This window comes from Rhodococcus sp. ACS1, from assembly GCF_002300155.1.
Classification (GTDB): domain Bacteria; phylum Actinomycetota; class Actinomycetes; order Mycobacteriales; family Mycobacteriaceae; genus Rhodococcus_F; species Rhodococcus_F koreensis.
In genome coordinates, this window is sequence record NZ_NSDZ01000003.1 from 58,236 (window position 1) to 79,488 (window position 21,253).

Below are 21,253 nucleotides of genomic sequence, written 5' to 3' on the forward strand. Positions count from 1 at the left end.
CGGCGGGTCCGGGGATGTCTAGCGTCGACCCCTGAGCACGAGCCGAGGAGGACATGTGTGGGGTAACGACGGCAGCTGGGTCGGCTCGGACGCGCGGACGATTGCCCGCGCCGTGGCGAACCGGGAGGTGTCCGCGAGCCAGGTGCTCGACGATCACCTGGCGCACATCAAGGCCCGCAACCCGCAGTTGAACGCCGTCGTCACAGTCGCCGAGGACCAGGCGATCCGGGCCGCCGACGACCTCGATACCAGGATCGGCCGAGGTGAGGACGTCGGTCCGCTGGCCGGGGTCCCGTTCACGGTGAAGGACCTCATCGCGACGGCGGGAGTTCGGACGACGGCGGGATCACGCGCGCTCGAGCACAACGTGCCTTCTGTCGACGCCCCCGCGGTGGCCGCGGTGAGGGCGGCCGGCGCGATCCTCGTCGGCAAGACGAACACCCCGGAGTTCGGGGCCAGCGGTCTCACGCACAACGACCTGTTCGGGTACACCGTGAACCCGCTCCGGCCCGACGGCGTACCCCGCTCGCCCGGCGGTTCGAGCGGCGGCGAGGCGGCGGCGATCGCGTCCGGGATGAGTGTGGTCGGTCTCGGCACCGACTTCGGCGGGTCGGTGCGCTGGCCCGCGCACTGCACGGGACTGCGCTCCGTCCGCCCGACCGTCGGCCGGGTCGACCCCGACGGCCAGTACCCCGGCGTCCCGTCGGGCGATCACCTGCTGACCAATGCGGCGACCATGCACGGCACGCTGCAGACGATCGGTCCGATGGCGCGGACGCTGGACGACGCGGCCCTCGTGCTGCGGGTGCTCTCGTCCCGGCACTACCGGTGGACCGACCCGGGCACGGTGGACCTCTCACGTCTCGACGTCACGTGGGCGCCCGGTGAGGGGACCGTCCCGGTGGACGAGGAGATCGTCGCGGCCGTCGCCGGTGTCGCTCGGCAACTCGGTGCCCGCCCGTATCGGGGTGCGGCGCTGGCGGAGGGGAACGACCTGTTCGGGACGTTGCGGTCCGTCGAAACTCACACCGACATCGAAGAACTCGGCACCGGCTTCGGGGCGAACATCACCGCGATGCTCGCCGACGGGCGGGACGTGGACCGCCGGTCGGTCGAGCGGCTGTGGGCGCGGCGATCGGAACTGGTGCACCGGTTGCTCGGCGAGATGGGGGACGTCCTCGTCCTTCCCGTCGCCTCGATTCCGGCGCCCCCGCTCGGCGAAGAACTGTTCGACGTCGGTGGGCAGTCGCTCACGTGGGCTCAGGCCCTGGCGAGTTGCCGCGCGATCAGTGTGACGGGTCTGCCGTCCGTCGTCGTTCCGGTGGGAATCACGAAGTCGGGGTTGCCGATCGGCGTGCAGGTCGTCGCGCGGCCGTGGTGCGAGCACGTCGCGCTGGCCGTGGCCGCCCGGTTGTGAGGCGGCCACGACCCGCGTGACCTCAGATCACCCGGTCCCGCCGGAGGCCCTCGATGTCTTCCTCGCTCAACCCGAATTCGCCCAGCACCTCCGCCGTGTCCTGCCCCAGCACCATCGGCGGCGCATTCCGGATCGGCAGGGTTTCCTCGTCGACCCAGAACGGGCTCCGGACCAGCGGCACCTCACCGCCGTCCGGGGTGGCCACGGGCTGCACCATCTTCAGCGCCTGCACCTGCGGGTCGGCGAACGCCTGATCGATCGTGTGGACGGGACCGCACGGGATGCCCGCCGCGCGAATCAGTGTCACCCATTCGGCGGCCGGCCGCACGGACAGCAGTTCGAGCAGTTCCTTGGTGAGCTGGTCCCGGTGCGCGAGTCGTGACTGGCCGGTGCGGTATTCGGGCCGTTCGGCGAGGGCGGGATCCCCGAGAACCTGGCACAGCGAGTCCCAGTGCTTGTCCGAGCCGGTCGCGATGATGATCGGGAAATCGGCGGTGTCGAACGTGCCGTACGGCGTGATCGTGGGGTGCGTGTTCCCGTTCGGCTCCGCGACGCGTCCGGTGCTCAGGTAGTCCTGGGCCTGGAACGACATGATCGACAGCGCCGATTCGAGCAGGGACGTCTGCACGTGATGGCCGGCGCCGTCCCGCCCCCGGGCCACGAGTGCCGCCGTGATGCCCAGCGCCGCATAGATACCGGACACCGTGTCGATGATCGGGATCCCGACGCGCATCGGCGTGTGGTCACCGGCGCCGGTCACCGACATCAGCCCCGACATGCCCTGCGCGACCTGATCGAGTCCCGGCGAGAACTGCTCGGGACCGGTCGGGCCGAAACCGCTGACGCTCATCACGATCACCCCGGGATTGTCCGCGGCGAGCGACTCCTGGTCGAGTCCCATCTCCGCGAGAACGCCGGGACGGAAGTTCTCCACGATGACGTCCACGCCGACGGCAATGCGGCGCAGCAGTTTCCGGCCCTGCTCACTACGCATGTCGAGAGCGACCGAACGTTTGCCACGGTTGACGGAGGTGAAGTAGAGGCTGTCGCTGCCGTCGAACGGCGGCCACTGCCGGGAACTGTCGCCACCGGAACGGGTCTCGACCTTGATGATGTCGGCGCCGAAATCGGACAGCAGTGCCGTGCACAGCGGTCCGGCGAGGGCTCGTGTGAGGTCGAGGACCCGGATCCCGCTGAGCAACTGGTTCATGGTGGATCCTCGGTTCTCTGAGAAGGAAGGGGACCGTCCGAGAATTGCGGACTCGCCGGTCGATAGCGATGGCGAGAATGCACAAGCGGCCGCTGGGGATTTCGGCGCATTGTGTGCCGCGACGGCAGGTCACGGCCGGTTAGCGTGAGCTACCCGAAGAAGCACCCGAGGAGGACGAGACGATGCGCGACATCCTGACGGGCCTGGAATCGTGGTTCGACCGCGGCGAGACGTTCGCGCTCGCGACGGTGGTGCGCACCTGGAAGTCGTCCCCGCGGGCGCCGGGCGCGGCGATGGCCGTGTCGGAATCCGGTGAGGTGCTCGGAAGTGTGTCCGGTGGGTGCGTCGAGAGCACGCTGTACGAGACGGCGCGGGACGTGCTGGCCGACGGGCGGAGCCGGACGGAAGTGTTCTGTGTGGCGGACGACGACGCGATCGGGGTCGGACTGACGTGCGGCGGCACCATCGAGGTGTTCGTCCAGCGCATCGGGCGGCACGACTTCCCGGGTTTCGCGGACGCGGCGCGGCGCATCCGCGGCGGCGAATCGATCGCCGTCGTGACGGAAACCGGCGACGGATCGCGGACCCGGCGCTGCGTGATCACCGGCGACGGGCCGGTGGGCGACCTCGACCTGCCCGGCGCCGACGTCGACAGCGTCCGCCGGCGGCTCGAGGCCGGTGAGTCGCAGGTGTATCAGCTGCGGTCGGAGACGGTGTGCATGGTCGAGATCTTCGCGCCGCCGCCGCGGATGTACATCTTCGGGGCCATCGACTTCGCCGCCGCCATGTGCACGCTGGGCGCGTTCGCCGGCTACCACGTCACGGTGATCGACGCCCGCGCCGTGTTCGCGACCCGCGCCCGGTTCCCGGACGCCGACGACGTCGTCGTGATGTGGCCGCACCGGTTCCTCGAGACCGCACCGGTCGACCACCGGACCGTCCTGGCCGTGCTGACCCACGACGAGAAGTTCGACATTCCGCTGCTGGAGCTGGCCCTGCGATCGGACGCGGCGTACATCGGCGCGATGGGCAGTCGGGCCACACACGAGCGCCGGGTCGCGCTGCTGTGCGAACAGGGGACGACCGCGGCGGAGCTGGCGCGGCTGCATTCGCCGATCGGCCTCGACCTGGGTGCCCGCACCCCCGAGGAGACGGCGGTGTCGATCCTCGCCGAGATGATGAAGACGACCCGCGGAACCACGGGCCTCGAGCTCCAGCAGCTGAGCGGTCCGATCCACCGTGACGCGCCCGCCGGGACCGGCCGTCCGCTCGAGTGCACCGCGTGAGCGACGTTTGACGGGTATTCGGGTCGAGACTTAAGGTCAGGCTTTCGCGCCATCCGGGGCGAGTGTCGGATCAGGTGAGCAGGGTGTTGCAGTGACGACGAGGGATGCCGGTAGTTCCGCTCCCGGGTTCCGCGCAGCCGCCGACACCGGCAACGGGCCTGGTCCGGGCGTTGCGCCGCAACCGCTCGCCGACGTGTTGGCATCCGATCTGCTCGTCTCCCCGACCCTCGTCGCCGGCGAGAGCGGCACCTCGCGTGAGGTGTCGAACATCGCCGTGATGGCGGTGCCGGGCATCGGACCGTGGCTCCGGACCGGACAGTTGCTGATCACCACGACCGCGGTTCTCGGCCGGCTGGTCGAGCCGATCGACGCGTTCCTGGCCCGGCTCGACCGGCGAGGTGTCGCTGGGCTCGCCGTGCGCCTCGACGACCCCACCGCGCCGCTGCCGGCCGAGATGTCCGATGCGGCCGACGAACTCGGGCTTCCGGTCGTCGTGGTCGCCGACCTGTACTCGCAGGCACATCCGCTGGCGGCGGCTCTCGCGGAGTTGTCGGCCCGGCAGGTCGACGCCGTGTTCGAGGCGGACCGGCTGCGGCGGGTGCTCGTCGACGTCGTGATGGCAGGCGGCGGGTTCGCCGAACTGTCCGTCGCCGTCGCCGCCGAATTGGGCGGGGCGGTGCTGATCACGACACCCGACGGACGTCAGTTGTGCCGGGCGGGCGACGAGTCGGAACTGAGCCGGCTGGCATCGAGTGCAGCGCTCGACTCCACCGGACGGGTCCGCACCGATTCCACGGAGGGCGGGCTCGGCCTGCACCGGCTGGGCGACGAGTCCATCGCGGTATCAGCGATTTCGGCCAACGGCATCGACCACGGGCGGCTGGTGCACTCTTGCACCGGACGCGCGCTGCGCAGCGAGGACCTGTACCTCGTCGAGCAGGCGGCCGCGGTGTGCGCCCTGGTGGTGGCCCGCGAACTGGTCGTCTCCTCGGTGGAGGAGAAGCACCGCGCGAACTTCGTGCGCGACCTGCTGCTCGGCCGCGGCGGCGAACACGAGCACGTGGTCGCGCACGCCAAGACGTTCGGCTGGGACCTGGACCGCCCCGTGGTGGTCGTGGTGATCGAACCCGACCCGGTCGGCGAGGACGAACCGTCGATGCCCACCCGGATGCCGCTCGTCGAGCGGCAGGCGCGGGCATTCACCAGCGCCGTCGCGGGCCGCGACCAGGGCGCCGCCGTCACCGCGCTGGCAACCGAGACGGTGATCCTCATGGGTGTCGGCACCGACACGATGAACCTCGTCCACGAACTCGTCGCCACTGTGCGCGGCGCCGGTGGCGGCGGTCGCCGCCCGTTCGGGGTGGGCGTTTCCCGGCCGACGGACTCGGTGGACGGCATCCCCGCCCTCTACGGTCAGGCTCGGACCGCGCTGAAGGTGGGACGGCAGATCACCGGCGCCTGGGCGGTGACGCATTTCGACGACCTCGGCGTGTACCGGCTGTTGAGTCTCGTCGAGGACGACCGTGAACTCGAGTCGTTCGCGAGCGAGACGCTGCGCGAACTGACCGCGGACACAGCGGAGGCGCAGGACATGCGGCGCACCCTCGAGGTGCTGCTCGCCACCAACATCAACATCGCCGAAACCGCACGTCAACTCCACTTTCACTACAACACCCTGCGGTACCGGGTGGTGAAGCTGGAGAAGATGCTCGGGTCGTTCACCGATCACCCCGAATTGCGCCTCGACCTGTCGCTCGCCCTCAAGATCATGGCGATGCGCGGCATCAATTCCTAAAGTTGCCAATTTCGCCGGGCACGCCCTGGCAGATTCTTCTCACGCCGGGTGGCTGACGCTGTAATAACGTTTCCCTCCTATCGAGGTGTAATTGTGACGTGCGGCACATCGCCAGAAGCGGCCCGCCGGCACCCCTGCACCGCCACCTGTCTGAAAGGTCCCCCTATGCCTATCTGGACACTGCACGGAGATGGCAAGACCATCGCACCCGGGGAGGTCGTCACCCCCAGCGAACGGCTCAGCTGGGGCCGCACGATCGGGCTGGGCGGGCAGCACGTGGTCTCGATGTTCGGGGCCACGTTCGTCTTCCCGATCATCATGGGCCTCAATCCTCAACTGGCCGTGATGATGTCGGGATTCTGCACGCTCTTCTTCCTGCTCGTCGTCAAGGGCCGGATTCCCAGCTACCTCGGGACGTCGGCCGCATTCGTCGGCGGCATCGCCGCGATCCGTGCCCAGGGCGGCACGTCCGCGCAGGTGACGGGCGCGATCCTGGTGTCGGGTCTCGTGCTCGCCGGGATCGGCGTGCTGATCCACTTCCTCGGCGGCGGGGTGGTGTTCAAGATCCTGCCGCCCGTGGTCACCGGCGCCGTCGTCATGCTGATCGGGTTCAACCTGGCCCCGGTGGTCGCCGGAACGTACTGGCCCCAGGACCAGTGGGTCGCGTTGACGGTGATGGTCGTGCTGGTGGTGGCGAGCGTCGCGCTGCGCGGATTCCTCGGGCGGGTCGCGATCTTCCTGACCCTGCTGTTCGGCTACGTGCTGTCGTGGGTGCTCGACCTGACGACCGGCATGATCACCTCGTACGACCCGGTCGCCGGCGCGGTCACCGAGCACTTCCGCGTCAACTGGGACGGCGTCTCCTCGGCGTCGTGGATCGGGCTTCCGCCGTTCTCCGACGAGGCGAACGGCATCGTCGGCATCCACGCGCCGTCGTTCAGTCTCACGTTCATCGTCCTCGTGCTGCCCGGTGTGATCGCCCTGATCGCGGAAAACGCCGGACACGTCAAGGCCGTCGCGGAGATCACCAAGACCGACCTCGACCCGATGATGGGGCGCGCCCTGATCGGCGACGGCCTGGCCACCACCATTGCGACCAGCGTCGGCGGATCCCCCACGACGACGTACGCGGAGAACATCGGCGTCATGGCCGCGACCAAGGTGTACTCGACCGCCGCGTACGCCGCGGCCGGGGTGATCGCGATGCTGCTGGGCTTCTCCCCCAAGTTCGGTGCCGTCATCTCCGCGACCCCCGGCGGCGTGCTCGGCGGAATCACGGTGGTGCTCTACGGGATCATCGGCCTGCTCGGCGCGAAGATCTGGAAGGAGAACGGCGTCGACTTCGGCAATCCGCTCAACCTGATGCCCATCGCGGCGGGCCTGATCATCGCGATCGGTGACGTGGAGCTGACGTTCAGCGACAGCTTCTCCCTCAGCGGCATCGCGCTCGGCACGATCGTGGTGATCGGGATGTACCACCTGTGCCGCGTCATCGCCCCGAAGGACGCCGACAACGCCGACGACGCAGGCACCGGCCGTCACCACCCGAAGCCGACCACCGACGACGGAACGGTCCCGGACCGGGTCGGTCAGCTCACGTGATCTGCCAGCGTCAGCACGTGAGTTTTGTCACTAGTTCACGAAACGTCGAGCGTACGATACGGGCAGGATCTGAGGAATGAAACCGTCGCCACTGACTTATCACCGACCTCGGTCGATCGACGAGGCCTGTCAGATCCTCGCGGACGTGGCTCACGAGGGAAAGGTGCTCGCGGGCGGGCAGTCGCTGATCCCGTTGCTCTCGATGCGGCTGGCCGCGCCGGCGCACCTCGTCGACATCGGGTCGATCCCCCGGCTGGACGCGGTGTCGTCGTCACGTGACCTCGGTGTCACGTTCGACGCCCTGACCACGCATTCGGTGCTCGAAGCCGACCGCGGCGCCGCCCAGGTGCAGCCGCTGATCGGCCGCGGGCTGCGTCTCGTCGCGCACCCGACCATCCGCAACCGCGGCACGACGGTCGGGTCCATCGTGCACGCCGACCCGTCCGCCGAGATGCCGGCCGTGCTCGCGCTGCTCGGGGGCTCGATCACCGTGCGCTCGGTGCGCGGGGTCCGGGAGATCCGGTCGACCGACCTGTTCGCCGGGCCGCTCGAAAGCACCCTCGAGGCGGACGAGATCGCGACCAGTGTCACCGTCCCGGCCGCCGAGCCCGGTGTCGGGACGGCGATCGACGAGATCGCCCGCAGACACGGCGACTACGCACTCGTCGGGGTCGCGGCGCAGGTGCGGGTCGAGGACGGCGTCGTGGCCGAGGCCCGGATGACGTACGTGTCGGCCGGCGAACTCGGTGAGGTCGTCGACTACACGGACATCCTCCAGGGCGCGTCCGCGACGGACGACCGGGACCCGTTGTGGCGGAATCTGTCCGAGTTCGCGCGGGAACGGATCGACACCGAACCCGACATCCACGCCACGGCGCGGTACCGGTCGCAACTGGTGGCGGCGCTGACCGCACGGGTCGGATTCGCGGCCGCGCAGGATGCAGTGCTCGACGGTGCCGCCGTGCACGCGTCGGCGGGAGGAAGATGACCATGGCAAAGGCAACGACCAGCATCGACGAGCAACTCGCCGAGCTACAGGAGGAGACGGGCGAACAGCACGTCGCGGTGACGTTCACGCTCAACGCGGTGACGCAGACGGTGCTGCTGCCGTCGCGGACGCTCGCGTCCGACGCGATCCGGCACCATCTGCGCCAGACGGGAACCCACGTCGGCTGCGAGCACGGCGTGTGCGGCGCCTGCACCGTGCTGCTCGACGGCAAGCCGGTGCGGTCGTGCCTGGTACTCGCGGCAAGCCTCGAAGGCAGGGAGGTCACCACGGTCGAGGGACTCGTCGAACCCGACGGCACGCTGCATCCGGTGCAGCAGGCGTTCATCGACTGCCACGGCCTGCAGTGCGGGTTCTGCACTCCCGGGTTCGTCACGACCATCGCGGCGTTCCTCGAGGAGAACGACTCGCCCACCCGCGAGGAGGCCACCGACGCGATCGCCGGCAACCTCTGCCGGTGCACCGGCTACCAGAACATCCGGGCGGCCGTGCTGCGCGCCGCGGAGATCAAGCGCGAGCGTTCGGGCGAATTCCCGCTCGGCAAGGACGACGAGTCGGCCCGCGCGTCACTCGATCCAAAGGTCCGCGGCACCACCAACCCCGTCGGGGGAAGGGCAGGGAGAGCATGAGCGTCACGAAACCCCGCACCGCGCCGGCAGGCACGAAGCACACCGGCGGGGACACCGCCGAATCCGAGAAGCTGTTCGGCAAACCGATTCCCCGCACCGAGGACGCCCGGCTGCTGTCCGGCAACGGCCGCTACCTCGACGACCTGGGCCACAATGCGCTCATCGCCGCGTTCGTCCGATCACCGCACGCGCACGCCCGGATCACCGGGATCGACATCGACGCCGCCCTGGATCTGCCCGGCGTGCACGCGATCTACACGTACGACGACCTCGCGGACGACTCCCCGGAGATGGCGGAGAACCTGCCCCTCCTGATCCCGCATCCGGCGATCACCGCCCCGCGCAACGGATATCCGCTCGCCAAGGACGAGGTCAACCACGTCGGTGAGGCAATCGCGATGGTCGTCGCCGACAGCCGGTACATCGCCGAGGACGCGTGCGCCAAGATCGACGTCACGTACGAGATGCTCCCGCCGGTCGTGGGCATCGACGTGGCGCGGCAGGCGGACAACGCCGTGCACGCGGACGTCCCCGACAACGTCGCGGCGCACCTGCAGCACGGATTCGGCGACGTGGACGCGGAACTGGCGAACGCACCGCACCGGCTCACGCTGAACCTCGAGATCGAGCGGTCGGCGTCGATGCCGATGGAGGGCAAGGGCGTCTACGCGCGCTGGGACACCGACGAGCAGGCGCTCACGTTCTGGACGTCGACTCAGACGTCGACGTCGGCCCGCGCCGCGATCGCGGCCCGGCTGAAGATGGCGCACAACAAGGTCCATTGCATCGCCCCCGACGTCGGTGGCGGCTTCGGCGTCAAGATCGTCCACCCGTGGCCGGAGGAGGTCATGGTCACCTGGGCCGCGCGGCGGCTCGGGACGGCGGGCATCTCCAGCGAGGTCAAATGGGTCGAGGACCGGCGCGAGCACTTCGTGTCGAGCGCGCACGAACGCGGCCAGATCCAGGAGGTGACGGTCGGATTCGACGACGACGGCACCCTCCTCGCGTTCGACTTCACGTTCTGGCACGACAACGGCGCCTACCTGCCGTACGGCATCATCGTCATGCTGAACACGTCGACGCAGGTGCTCGGGCCGTACAAGCCGAAATCGTTCCGGGTGGACGCGTATTCGCTGTACACGAACACCGTCATCGTGACGCCCTACCGCGGCGCCGGGCGCCCGCAGGCCGTGTTCGCGATGGAACGGGCGATGGACGCGATCGCGAAGTATCTCGGCAAGGACGTCATCGAGGTCCGCGAGCACAACTTCATCCGGCCCGAGGAGATGCCGTACGACTTCCATCTCACGTTCCAGGACGGCCGCCCGCTGATCTACGACACCGGCAACTACCAGGCCGGGATCGACAAGCTGAAGAAGCTCATCGACTGGGACGGGTTCGCCGAGTACAAGAAGCAGGCGAAGGCCGAGGGCCGGGCCGTGGGCATCGGGATCGGCGCCTACGTGGAGGGAACCGGGCCGGGCCCGTACGAGGGCGCCCACGTCCTCGTCGAAACGTCCGGGAAGGTGAAGGCCGCAACGGGTCTGACCACTCAGGGGCAGGGCCACCAGACGGCGTTCGCGCAGATCGTCGCGGACGACCTCGGCGTGCCGGTCACCGACGTGGAGATCGTCACCGGCGACACCCGCCGATTCGGCTATGCCGTCGGCACGTTCGCGTCCCGCGGTGCCGTGATGTCCGGGTCGGCGTTCCACGTGGCCGCGCAGATGGTCGCGGAGAAGGCCCGCAAGATCGCCGGGGACGCGCTGAACCTCGATCCCGCCGAACTGGAACTTCGCGGTGGGCACGTGTGCAAGATCGGCACGCTGCCCGGCGCCGAGGGCACCTCCATCTCGCTGGGCGTGGTCGCCGTGCTGTCGAACCCGCTGCGCTACGCGTTCGACGACGCGTCGCGGCAGGCCACCGGATTCGCGAAAGCCGACACGGACATGACGATTCCGCCGGTCCGGGAAGGTGAACAACCCGGGCTCGAGGCCACCGGCTACTACTCGCCCCCGACGTCGACGTTCGCGTCCGGCGTGCACGCGGCGATCGTCGAAACCGATCCGGTGACGGCCGAAATCCACGTCCGGCGGTACGCCGTCATCCACGACTGCGGCAACGTCATCAACCCGCGGATCGTCGAGGGCCAGGTCATGGGCGCGGTCGCGCAGGGGGTCGGCGGCGCGCTGTACGAGAAGATCGTCTACGACGAGCACGGCCAGATGCTGAACGCGTCGTACATGGACTTCCTGATGCCGTTCGTCACCGAGATGCCCGACTCGCTCGAGATGGACCACACCGTCACCCCATCCGGCCTCAATCCCCTCGGCATGAAGGGTGCGGGCGAGGCGGGCGTGATTCCGACGTCCGCCGTCATCGCCGCCGCGATCGAGGACGCGGAAGGCATCCCGATCACATCCATGCCGATATCCCCATCGGAGTTGTTCGAGCTTCGCCTCGTGCACGCGTCGTCACAGAGCAAGGAGAACGAATGAGAATCGCAGGCACCGCCCTACTGACCGCACCGCCGGAGGCCGTGTACGACAACCTGCAGGACGGAAAGGTCCTCGCGGCCACGATTCCCGGGGTGCAGTCCCTCGAGCAGGTCAGCGACAACCATTACAAGTTGTCCATCACCGCGGGCGTCGCATCCATCAAGGGCACCTATGACGGCGAAGTGATTCTGTCGCAGCAGAATCGGCCCCAGTCGTTCGTGATGACGGCGTCCGGCGCCGGTGCGCCCGGCACCGTCAAGGCCGACGTGACGGTGCGGCTCGAGGAACGCGACGGCGGCACCCTGCTCAGCTACGACGCGGACGCCGTCGTCGGCGGCATGGTCGGCGGCGTCGGGCAGCGGATGATCACCGGCGTCGCGAAGAAGATGGCCGGGGTGTTCTTCAAGGGCATCGACGGCGTCATCGCCAACGGCATCCCACCGGCCGAGGTCGCCGCCGCGGCGGGTGAGGCCCCGGCGGTCGCGGGTGTCGCGCAGGCAGCCCCGGTCCCCACGGCGGCCGCGGCCCGGCTGCGGGCACCCGAGGCGGCGTCCACGGCAACTGTTCTCGCGTCGGCCGCACTGGGCGCCGGCATCGCTCTCGCCGGTGTCCTCGTCGGCGGCATCCTCGTGCGGGGCACCTGCTCGAAATAACCCGCGCACACCCTCGACACAGCACCCCGAACCGCCCGGTTCGGGGTGCTGTCGTCTGTCCAGGGGTGCGGCCGCGCGGGCAGCGCCGAACGAGGACCGCCGAGTTCGGCGATATGTGACAAAGAAACCGGGCGGCGGAAACGGTGCAATTGCCTTACAGAGACGAGCCCAGGAGGAATCGTGGAATCCAGGAAGATTCGGGTCGGTATCGACACCGGCGGAACATTCACCGACGTCGTGGCTGTGGACGAGGAGTCCGGAGCCGTCGTCACCACCAAGACACCCTCGACGCCTGCCGACCCGGCGCAGGGATTCCTCACCGGAATCGAGAAGGTGCTCGCCAAGCTCGGCGAGACCGGAGACGCGATCGGCGCCGTCAGCCACGGCACCACCGTCGCCACCAACAAGCTCCTCGAAGGCAAGGTCGAGAACCTCGGGTTCATCACCACCGAGGGGTACGAGCACGTCCTCGAGATCGCCCGCCAGTCCGTCCCCGACGGCTATGGCAACTCCTACTTCTGGGTCAAGCCCGACCGCATCGTCCCCGCCGACCGCGTCCGCACCATCGGCGGCCGGCTCGCGTTCGACGGCAGCGAGATCCGCCCCCTCGTCGAGGACGACGTCCGCCAGGCGGCCCGCTTCTTCGCCGACCGCGGCATCCGCACCATCGGCGTGTGCCTGATGCACTCCTACGCCAATCCGAGCCACGAGAACCGCGTCCGGGATCTTCTGCTCGAGGAATACCCCGAGGCGACGGTGAGCATCTCCAGCCAGGTGCTGCGCGAGTACCGCGAATACGAGCGGTCCATCACCACGCTCGTCGACGCGGCCGTGAAGCCGAACATCCGCAACTACGTGAACAACATCGCGAACCGGCTGCGCGAATTCTCCTCCGACGAGGGCGAGGCCCGCGACATCCCGTTCTACGTGATGAAGTCGAACGGCGGCGTGCTGTCCGCGAAGGAGGTCGTGCACCAGCCGATCACCACGGTGCTGTCCGGCCCGGCGGCCGGCGCGCTCGGTGCGGCGCTCATCGCGAGTGTCGCGGGTGTCGAGCAGGTCCTCACGTGCGACGGCGGCGGAACGTCGACCGACGTCACCGTCGTGGTCCGCGGCGAGCCCGCGCTCACCACCGAGGGCCGGGTCGGGGCGTACCCGTCGAAGATCCCGATGATCGACGTCGTCACCGTCGGCGCAGGCGGCGGCTCCATCGCCTGGCAGACCCCCGAAGGCACTCTGCGTGTCGGACCGCAGTCGGCGGGCGCCGACCCCGGCCCGCTCTGCTACGGCAAGGGCGGCAGCGAGCCGACCATCACCGACGCCCACGTGCTGCTCGGCCGCATCCCACCCCACCTGCTCGGCGGCGAGATCCCCCTCGACACCGAACTGGCCCGCAAGGGCGTCGAGCAGCTCGCACACCAGCTGAAGCTCGACTTCGAGACCTGCGCCACCGGCATCCTCGAGGTGTCGGCGTGGAACCAGGCCAACGCACTGCGGCAGATCACGGTCAAGCGGGGCCTCGACGTCCGCGACTTCACCCTGGTGACGTTCGGCGGCTCCGGTTCGCTGCTCGCCTGCCGGCTCGTCGACATTCTCGGCCTCAAGGACGTCCTCGTCCCGCTGAACCCGGGCAACGTGTCCGCGTTCGGACTGCTCACCGTCGACGTCCGCAACGACTACGTCCAGACTCACGTCTGCCGGCACGACCGGCTGGAGATCGCCGAACTGCAGTCGGGGCTGGACGCGCTCGCCGCCGAGGCGGAAATCGCACTCGCCGACGAGGGCTTCGGCGAGGCGGAGCGCAAGTATGCGCGTTCGGCCGACCTCCGCTACCTCGGCCAGGCGTTCGAGGTGCGGGTGCCCGTCGGGGACGGTCCCGTCACCCCGGAGCTGATGGACGAGGCCGCGGAGCGGTTCCACCAGGCGCACAAGGAGCTGTACGGGTACGACTTCCGCGGCGACCCGCACCAGCACGTGGAGTGGGTGAACCTCCGCGTCAGCGGCATCGGCCCGATCAAGCGCCCGACGCTGAACGAGATCGCGGCGGGCACCGGAGCCGAGTCCGCGGTGACCGGCACCCGACCGGCGTACTTCGACGAATGGGTCACCACCCAGGTCTACGACCGGGCCAAGCTCGGCGCCGGCGACGTGCTCGAGGGCCCGGCGGTGATCGAGGAATTCAGCTCCACCATTCCCGTGCACCCCGGATTCCGGGCACGGATCGACACCTTCGGAAACATCCGCATCACCAAGATCGCCGACTCGAACGGAGCGAACCGATGACCGTCACCACCGAACCCGTTGCAGTGCAGCCGGTCAAGCCCTACCGGCTGACACCGGTCGACGGTACGACGCCCGACCCGGTGCTGGTGGAGATCGTCGCCGGCTACCTCGCCAGCGTCGAGATGGAGGTCGAGACGTCGATCTCGCGGACCTCCCGCTCCCCGATGATCCGCGACGCGCACGACTTCCGCGCCGGCATCCACGACCGCAACCTCCGGAAGCTCACCGGCCGTTCGTATTCGGCGCTCGTGCATCCGGTGGCGCGGGACTTCCCGCTCGACACCATGAAGCCCGGCGACGTCTACTTCCACAACGACGTCTACCTGTCCGAAGGCGGCATCGGCCACCTCCCCGACCTCTGCGTCACCGTCCCGGTGTTCGCGACCCGGCCGGGCGAGGAGGAACCGTCCGTCGTCGCGTTCGTGCAGGCGTTCGGCCACCACGACGACATCGGCGGCTGCTGCCCGGGATCGATGCCGTCCGGCGCGACCACGGTGTACGAGGAGGGCCTGATGGTCCCGCCGATCAAGCTGTGGGATCAGGGTGTGCCCAACGAGGCCGCACTGCGCATCATGACCCGCAACTCGCGGATGCCCGACGCGCTGGCCGCCGACCTCGACGCCGAATGCTCGGCGTGCCTCATGGGCGCCCGTCGCCTCACCGAACTGTTCGAGCGGTACGGCTGCGACACCGTCGAGGCCTGCTTCGACGCGATGATGGACGCGACCACCGAGACGTACCGGCGGGAGATCCTCAGCAAGATCCCCAAGGGCGAATACACGTGGGAGGACTACGCCGAACACGACGGCGTCGACGAGCCCATGCTGCACCGGCAGCGGATCACGCTCACCAAGACCGGACCGGAGGACGAGGGCGGCGAACGCCTCATCCTCGACTTCAACGGCACCGGCCCGCAGGCCAAGGGTCCGATCAACCACTGCGGTGACTACGCCGACGGCAACTTCCTCATCAAGTGGCTCGCACCGATCCTGCGCAACCTCGCCGACAGTCCCGAGCGGATGGCGGAACTCGACGTCAACGAGGGCGTCGTGCCGTTGATCGAGATGAAGTTCCCGGAGAAGGGCACGCTGATCACGCCGATCTTCCCGGCGCCCACCAACGCCCGGACGTTCGTGATCCTGCGGCTGCTCGGCGTGCTCGCCGGCGTCGTCGCGAAGGCCGTCGACGGGAACATGCCCGCCGACCAGGAGACCATCCGCTACACCGGGGTGTACGGCGAGGACTTCGACGGGCACTCGTACCTGATGCGCGAGGTGCTCGGCGGCGGGTCCGGCGGCAGGCACTACGCGGACGGCGAGGACACCATCCACGTCGTTCCCGACTCACGGAACCTGCCGACCGAGTTCACGGAGAGCCGGTTCCCGTTCATCGTCGAGAAGCTGGGCCTGGCGAAGGACTCCGGCGGCGCCGGACGCTACCGCGGCGGCCTCGGCTACGAGAAGCACATCCGGATGCTCAAGGACGCCAACTTCATGTCCATCGCCGACCGCTCGATCCTCTCCTGCTGGGGAGTCAAGGGCGGCAAGGCCGGACGTCCCTTCTCGGTGGTCCTCGACCCGGGCGGCCCGAACGAGCGCGAGTTCGACGCGCTCACCGACGCCGAACCGATCAAGGCCGGCGAGGTGGTGCGCATCCGCACGACCGGTGGCGGCGGCTGGGGCGACCCCCTCGACCGTCCGATCGAGGAGGTCGTCCGGGATGTGCTGTGGGGCAAGGTGTCCGCGGAGGGTGCCCGGGCCGACTACGGTGTGGTGCTGACGTCGTCGACCGAGGAACCGGTCGCGGACGCCGACGCCACCGAGGCGCTGCGCGAGCAGATGCGCGACAGCCGCGGACTGGACGAGCCGTTCTTCGACCGCGGTCCCGGTTACGAACGCCTCTCCGGCGGTGCGAAGTTCGCCGAGTTCGACTTCATCGACCGGTGATCCGATGACCGAGTCACTCTCCCGCGGCGCCGGCATCGCCGTCGTCGGCGCCGCGGGGAAGACCGGAGCCGCCGTCGTCGCGGCGCTCGAGGGACTCGCCGACGTACGCCGGGTGGTGCACACCGCCCGGCGTTCCGGCGATTTCGCCGTCGACCTCGAAACCGGTGCGGGACTGGCCGACGCGCTGTCGGGGTGCCGGGGCGTGTACTTCATCGCCCCGAATGTGCATCCCGACGAGCCGGCCCTCGTGCGCCGGGTTCTCACGGCCGCCGCCGACGCGGGCGTCGAGCATTTCGTCTACCACTCGGTGGCGTGGCCGTACACCCCGCTCATGCCGCACCACGTCGACAAGGCGCGGTGCGAGGACATGCTCCGGACGTTCGGTGGGCTCCGGTGGACGATTCTGCAGCCGTGCGCGTACGCCGAGAACTTCGCGTCGGTCCTCGACGGCACGGCCACCGAGGTCGACGTGCCGTACAGCCCCGACGCGGCGTTCTCGTTCGTCGCACTCGCGGACGTCGCCGAGGTGGCCGCGCGAGTGCTGATGGAGGGCCCGGACATCCACCACGGCGCCACCTACGAACTGGGTGGCCCGGAGGCCCTGACCGTGCGGGAACTGTGCGACCGGGCGGCCGGTCCGGTGTCGGTGAAGCAGGTGTCCGTCGACGAGTGGATGTCGCGGCACGGGCGCGACCTGACGGACGACGGTCGCGCCCGGTTGTCCGCGATGTTCGAGTTCTACGACCGGCACGGCTTCACCGCGGGCAATGCTGTGTTCGAGTCGCTGCTGGGCCGCCCACCCAGGTGAGCGGCAAAGCGTGCCGGGGCACACTTTGCCACTCACATGGGGTCAGACGCCGATCCGGCCGCCCGACTTCCACACCGCCACGACGGCGGGACGCGGCTGCATATCGCCGCCGTCGGGCCAGTGCGACGCCGGGTTGTCGGCGCTCGCGTCGTCCAGTTCACCCGGGTGCTGCACGCACACCGTGACCCGCTCCTCGCTGACGATCGGACCGCACGTCTCGGCGCCCTTGGGCACGGAGAGGAACTGCTTGGTCTCCCCGCGGTTCGCGCCGTCGAGGACGACGCTGAACAGGCCGTCGTTCGACTTCAGCGCGTTGCCGTCGGTGGAGATCCACAGGTTGCCGTGCGGGTCGAACGCCAGGTTGTCGGGGCAGGAGATCGGGCTGACGCTCTCCTTGTCGAACCCGCCGAAGTAGGTGTCGGCCGCCGTCGGGTCACCGCACACGAGCAGCAGGTTCCACGTGAACGCGGTGCCGGCGTGGTCGTCGGTGAGTTCGAGGACCTGGCCGTTCTTGTTGTTGTTCCGCGGGTTGGCCTCGTCGGCGGCCGCGGCGCCGTCGACGCCGCGCTTGGTGTTGTTGGTCAGCGCCACGTACACCTTGCCGCTTGTCGGGCTGGGCTCGAAGTCCTCGGGGCGGTCCATCTTGGTGGCACCGACCTTGTCGCCGGCCTGACGGGTGAACACCGCCACCTCCTCGGCGCTCATGCCGTCGACGAGGGATTCCCCCTTGCCGTCCTCGCCGGTGCGCAGCAGCGGGATCCACTCCCCGCTGCCGTCGAACGTGCCGCTCGACGGCAGCGCCCCCGACCCGTCGATCTCGTCCGCGGAGTTCCCGGCGAACTTCGCGACGTACAGGGTGCCCGCGTCGAGCAGTGTCATGTTGTTGCGGACGGCGGCCTGGCTGTTGCCGTCCATCATCTTCCGGCTGGAGACGAACTTGTACATGTAGTCGAAGCGTTCGTCGTCGCCGCTGTACGCCACGACGGTGCCGTCGTCGGTGACGTGTATGGTGGCGGCCTCGTGCTTGAACCGGCCCAGCGCCGTGTGCTTGACGGGCGCGGACGTCGCGTCCCACGGGTTGACCTCGACGACCCAGCCGAAGCGGTTGACCTCGTTCGGCTCCTGGGCGAGGTCGAAACGCTTGTCGAATCGCTCCCACTTGCGTTCGGATGCAGCACCTTCCACGCCGTACCGCTTCAGCCGCGCGGCGACGGCGGGGTCGGTGACCAGTTCGGCGTTCGCGAAGTACTGGTTGAAGTTCTCCTCCCCCGACAGCACCGTGCCCCACGGGGTGACGCCGCCGGAACAGTTGTTGAGCGTGCCGAGCACCTTGGTGCCCGTCGGGTCGGCGGACGTCTTCAGGAAGTCGCTGCCCGCGGCGGGACCGGTGACGACGAATTCCGTCGTCGCCGTGATGCGCCGGTTGTACGGCCCGAAGTCGGGAGTGAGCGCGCCCGAGCCGGATTCACCCTTCACCTGCACCACGGACAGTCCGTGGGCGGCGAGCGCCGTCTGGAACTGCTCCGGCGACGGGTTCTCGGCGTCGTATCCCTTGAACATGAACGGCTCGGTGGTGTACTCGTGGTTGACCACCAGCAGGAAGGTGTTCGGCTGCCCCTCGACCGGCAGCAGTCCGGCGAAGTCGTTGTTGAACCCGAACTGCTGCGCCTGTGCCTGGGCGGTCTGGTTGTCGAAGTCGAACGCGGGGGCCCCGGGCAGCACCGGGTCGCCCCAGCGGATCACGACGGCCTGCTCGTACCCCTCGGGGACGACGACGGCGTCCTCGGTGTTGGGGGCGACGGCACCGAAGTTCGTTCCCGCCGGTGTGGCGCCGTCCGAACCCCCCGTGCCGGAGACACTTCCGCTGCCGGAGTCGTCCGAGCAGGCGGCCAGCGCACTGCCCGCGCCGACGGCGAGGACGGCCATCCCCGTCCCGCGCAGCATCCCGCGCCGCGACAGGGCGGTGCGGGCGATGTCACGGAAGTATTCGCCGTGCGAGGTGTTGGGCACGTCGTGGGAGCACGCGTTTCCGCACTTGTACTGGCAGGTGACGGAGGCGCGTGAGGACGCGCCGTCATGGTTGACGAACAGTGCGAGGGGTTTCAAACTCACCGTGGCTCCCGATTCGAATGCGGACAACTCCGGCACCGTAGAAGTCGTAAGCGAGGGAAAGGGAACGTAGGTGTGAACGCGCGGACAACGAGGCGACCCTAAGTCTGGAGTGATTTACGTCTAGCCAGCAGCCCGGACGGCGTGCACGATGGATAGATGGACGCCGTCGATGCGCTGCGGGAAATTGCGTTCTGGCTCGAGCGTTCGCGCGACGAGGGACCCAGGATCGGCGCCTTCCGCCGGGCGGCCGATGTGCTCGAGTCGTCGACCGCCGAGGAGCGGGAAGCCCTGGCGGCGAACGGCTGGGTATATCTGCCCGACATCGGCTCCGAGGCGGCCGCGATCATCCGTGAGTGCGCCGATGCGGTGCCGCTGTACCTGACGTATCTGCGCGGTTCCGCGGAGCCGATCGGGCTGGGCGGAACGGAACTGCTCGAGGCGCTCCGCGGCGACCTGCACACCCATTCGGATTGGTCGGATGGCCGGTGCCAGCTCCGGGAGATGATGCGGCGCGCGGCCGCGCTGGGGCACGACTACTGCGCGATCACCGACCACTCGCCGCGGCTGACGGTCGCGAACGGGCTGTCGTCGGAGCAACTGCTCGTCCAGTTGAACGTGGTCGCCGAACTGAACGTCGAACTCGCGCCGTTCCGGGTGCTCACCGGAATCGAGGTCGACATCCTCGACGACGGCTCCCTCGACCAGGACGACGACGTGCTCGCCGACCTGGACATCGTGGTCGCGAGCGTGCACTCGCATCTGGACACCGACCGGGCGACGACGACCAAGCGGATGCTGCAGGCCGTCAAGTCTCCGCACGTCGACGTGCTCGGGCACTGCACCGGCCGCCTCGTCGAGGGGGTGCGGGGACCGCGGCCCGAATCGAAGTTCGACGCGGAACGGGTGTTCGACGCGTGCCGCGAGTACGGCACCGCGGTGGAGATCAACTCCCGACCCGAGCGCCGCGACCCGCCGGGACGCCTGATCGACCTCGCACTGAACAGCGGCTGCAAGTTCTCCATCGACACGGACGCGCACACCACCGGGCACCTCGCGTGGCAGGGTTATGCCTGCGAGCGCGCCGCGGAGCGCGGAGTCGAGCCGTCGGATGTGATCAACACCCTGCCCGTGGCCGAGTTGCTGGAGTGGACCGGCGCGCCGATTCGGCAATGATCCGTGTCGTGCTGATCGCGGCCGCGGTGATGGCACTGCTGATCGCCGCGGCGTGGGTGCTGCAGCGAAAACTGATCTACTACCCCGACACCACCCCGGTGCCCCCCGCCGGCCGGCTGATCGCCGGGGCGGAGGACGTCACGCTGACCACGTCGGACGGCCTCGAACTCGGTGCCTGGTACGTCCCGCCGGCGGTCGGCGAGCCGCGCATGACCGTCCTCGTGGCCGCCGGGAACGCCGGCAACCGGGCCGACCGGGCACTGCTGGCCTCGGACCTCGCCGCCGCGGGTTTCGCCACCCTGCTCTTCGACTACCGCGGGTACGGCGGCAACCCCGGTCAGCCCAGCGAGGAGGGGCTGGCACTCGACGTCCGGGCCGCTCGCCGGCACCTCGTCGACGAACGTCGCGTGCCGCCGGGGCGGCTGCTCTACTTCGGGGAGAGCCTCGGCACCGGTGTGGTCACCGAACTCGCCACCGAGCACCCGCCCGCCGGACTGCTGCTGCGGTCGCCGTTCGCCGACCTCGCCGCCGTCGGCAGGGCGCACTACCCGTTCCTGCCGGTTCGGTTGCTGTTGCGCGACCGATTTCCCGTCGCCGAGTTCGTCGCACGCATCGACGTGCCTGTCACCGTGGTCTACGGGACGGCGGACACCATCGTCCCGCCGGAGCAGAGTGCCCGCGTCGCCGAAGCCGCGCTCGGCGACGTCGACACCGTCGTGCTGTCCGGCGCGGGGCACAACGACGACGTGATGTTCGGCGGCCCGGAGATCGTCCGCGCCGCCGCCGAACTCGCCGCGAGGGCGCTCCGCGCCCCGTGAGTGGTTGACGAGTCTCT

The 21,253-nt window shown here is 69.2% G+C and carries 15 protein-coding genes; 13 read left to right on the forward strand and 2 right to left on the reverse strand.

Annotated features, from left to right (window positions below; translation table 11 throughout):
- Positions 1-55: 55 nt before the first annotated feature.
- Positions 56-1,417 carry an amidase gene (locus CJ179_RS10815; RefSeq protein WP_095861489.1) on the forward strand — a complete coding sequence of 454 codons (1,362 nt, stop codon included), beginning with the start codon at positions 56-58 and terminating at the stop codon, positions 1,415-1,417.
- 22 nt (positions 1,418-1,439) lie between these two features.
- Here CJ179_RS10815 and CJ179_RS10820 read toward each other — a convergent pair whose 3' ends face one another.
- Positions 1,440-2,627, reverse strand: coding sequence for a CaiB/BaiF CoA-transferase family protein (locus tag CJ179_RS10820; protein ID WP_095861490.1), 1,188 nt, complete (start codon positions 2,625-2,627; stop codon positions 1,440-1,442).
- Positions 2,628-2,809: 182 nt separating this feature from the next.
- Here CJ179_RS10820 and CJ179_RS10825 point away from each other — a divergent pair, with 182 nt between their 5' ends.
- The 10 genes from CJ179_RS10825 to CJ179_RS10870 all read left to right on the forward strand — a co-directional run bounded on the left by CJ179_RS10825 (position 2,810) and on the right by CJ179_RS10870 (position 17,133).
- Positions 2,810-3,913 carry an XdhC family protein gene (locus tag CJ179_RS10825; protein WP_095861491.1) on the forward strand — a complete coding sequence of 368 codons (1,104 nt, stop codon included), beginning with the start codon at positions 2,810-2,812 and terminating at the stop codon, positions 3,911-3,913.
- Between the two features lie 91 nt (positions 3,914-4,004).
- On the forward strand, positions 4,005-5,708 hold the full coding sequence (locus CJ179_RS10830) for a PucR family transcriptional regulator (protein ID WP_095861492.1): 1,704 nt from the start codon (positions 4,005-4,007) through the stop codon (positions 5,706-5,708).
- Positions 5,709-5,873: 165 nt separating this feature from the next.
- Positions 5,874-7,310 carry a uracil-xanthine permease family protein gene (locus tag CJ179_RS10835; RefSeq protein ID WP_087560878.1) on the forward strand — a complete coding sequence of 479 codons (1,437 nt, stop codon included), beginning with the start codon at positions 5,874-5,876 and terminating at the stop codon, positions 7,308-7,310.
- Between the two features lie 76 nt (positions 7,311-7,386).
- Complete coding sequence (locus tag CJ179_RS10840; RefSeq protein WP_095861493.1) at positions 7,387-8,298, forward strand: xanthine dehydrogenase family protein subunit M; 912 nt, start codon at positions 7,387-7,389, stop codon at positions 8,296-8,298.
- Positions 8,295-8,945, forward strand: a complete 651-nt coding sequence (locus CJ179_RS10845; protein WP_083395698.1) for a (2Fe-2S)-binding protein — start codon at positions 8,295-8,297, stop codon at positions 8,943-8,945. Before CJ179_RS10840 ends, CJ179_RS10845 begins: the two co-directional genes overlap by 4 nt.
- Positions 8,942-11,443, forward strand: coding sequence for an aerobic carbon-monoxide dehydrogenase large subunit (cutA, locus tag CJ179_RS10850; protein ID WP_095861494.1), 2,502 nt, complete (start codon positions 8,942-8,944; stop codon positions 11,441-11,443). The genes CJ179_RS10845 and cutA overlap by 4 nt, the downstream gene beginning before the upstream one ends.
- A complete protein-coding gene (locus CJ179_RS10855; RefSeq protein WP_072945087.1) occupies positions 11,440-12,096 on the forward strand; it encodes a carbon monoxide dehydrogenase subunit G in 657 nt (218 codons plus the stop codon). Before cutA ends, CJ179_RS10855 begins: the two co-directional genes overlap by 4 nt.
- A gap of 180 nt (positions 12,097-12,276) precedes the next feature.
- The gene (locus tag CJ179_RS10860; RefSeq protein WP_095861495.1) at positions 12,277-14,379 is read left to right on the forward strand and encodes a hydantoinase/oxoprolinase family protein; all 2,103 of its coding nucleotides are present in this window, start codon (positions 12,277-12,279) and stop codon (positions 14,377-14,379) included.
- Complete coding sequence (locus CJ179_RS10865; protein WP_074933821.1) at positions 14,376-16,325, forward strand: hydantoinase B/oxoprolinase family protein; 1,950 nt, start codon at positions 14,376-14,378, stop codon at positions 16,323-16,325. Before CJ179_RS10860 ends, CJ179_RS10865 begins: the two co-directional genes overlap by 4 nt.
- A 4-nt stretch (positions 16,326-16,329) precedes the next feature.
- Complete coding sequence (locus CJ179_RS10870; RefSeq protein ID WP_095861496.1) at positions 16,330-17,133, forward strand: NmrA family NAD(P)-binding protein; 804 nt, start codon at positions 16,330-16,332, stop codon at positions 17,131-17,133.
- A gap of 42 nt (positions 17,134-17,175) precedes the next feature.
- Here the strand turns inward: CJ179_RS10870 and CJ179_RS10875 are convergent, their stop codons facing one another.
- Entirely contained in the window at positions 17,176-19,245 is a 2,070-nt protein-coding gene (locus CJ179_RS10875) for a PhoX family phosphatase (protein ID WP_095861689.1), read from the reverse strand.
- Positions 19,246-19,401: 156 nt separating this feature from the next.
- Here CJ179_RS10875 and CJ179_RS10880 point away from each other — a divergent pair, with 156 nt between their 5' ends.
- Together CJ179_RS10880 and CJ179_RS10885 are read left to right on the forward strand one after the other, a co-directional pair.
- Positions 19,402-20,418 carry a PHP domain-containing protein gene (locus CJ179_RS10880; RefSeq protein ID WP_095861497.1) on the forward strand — a complete coding sequence of 339 codons (1,017 nt, stop codon included), beginning with the start codon at positions 19,402-19,404 and terminating at the stop codon, positions 20,416-20,418.
- The gene (locus CJ179_RS10885; protein WP_095861690.1) at positions 20,415-21,236 is read left to right on the forward strand and encodes an alpha/beta hydrolase; all 822 of its coding nucleotides are present in this window, start codon (positions 20,415-20,417) and stop codon (positions 21,234-21,236) included. Before CJ179_RS10880 ends, CJ179_RS10885 begins: the two co-directional genes overlap by 4 nt.
- Positions 21,237-21,253 lie beyond the last annotated feature (17 nt).